Genomic DNA, 355 nt, shown 5'->3' with positions numbered 1-355 from the left:
CTTGCATCTTGTCAGCGTACAGAGCAAAAGAGAATCGACGTTATGAAGGGAATGTAAAATTCTATCTTTCGTTGGTTAGCGGTGAAGGTAATGTAAGAGAACTGACGGGCAGTGCTCGCCAGACCGGTGAGTGGATCGATCTTGATGAACCCTATCGAGAAATGATTATCGCCAATCAGAGAAACGTAACAGTGGGGTTCGATTATATTTATGATGTAGATAACGCAAGAGATCCGGTTCTGAAAACCTACAAGATCGCCAATTATCGGATGCCCATTCCAACCATCAGTGCAATCCGAAACTTCACATCTTCAACTTTCGCTGTCAAGGGTACGGGGGCAATATACCGTTATAC

Annotated in this window: 1 protein-coding gene; it reads left to right on the top strand. The window is 44.2% G+C overall.

All coding sequences use genetic code 11. The features are described from left to right. A partial coding sequence (locus tag AAEY83_RS13375) for a hypothetical protein (protein WP_351059520.1) occupies positions 1-355 on the top strand: 355 nt, incomplete at both ends.

The sequence above is a fragment of the Psychrobacter sp. TB20-MNA-CIBAN-0197 genome (genome assembly GCF_040309765.1).
In the GTDB taxonomy this organism is placed as follows: Bacteria; Pseudomonadota; Gammaproteobacteria; order Pseudomonadales; family Moraxellaceae; genus Psychrobacter; species Psychrobacter submarinus.
This window is presented reverse-complemented; position numbering and strand designations above follow the sequence as displayed.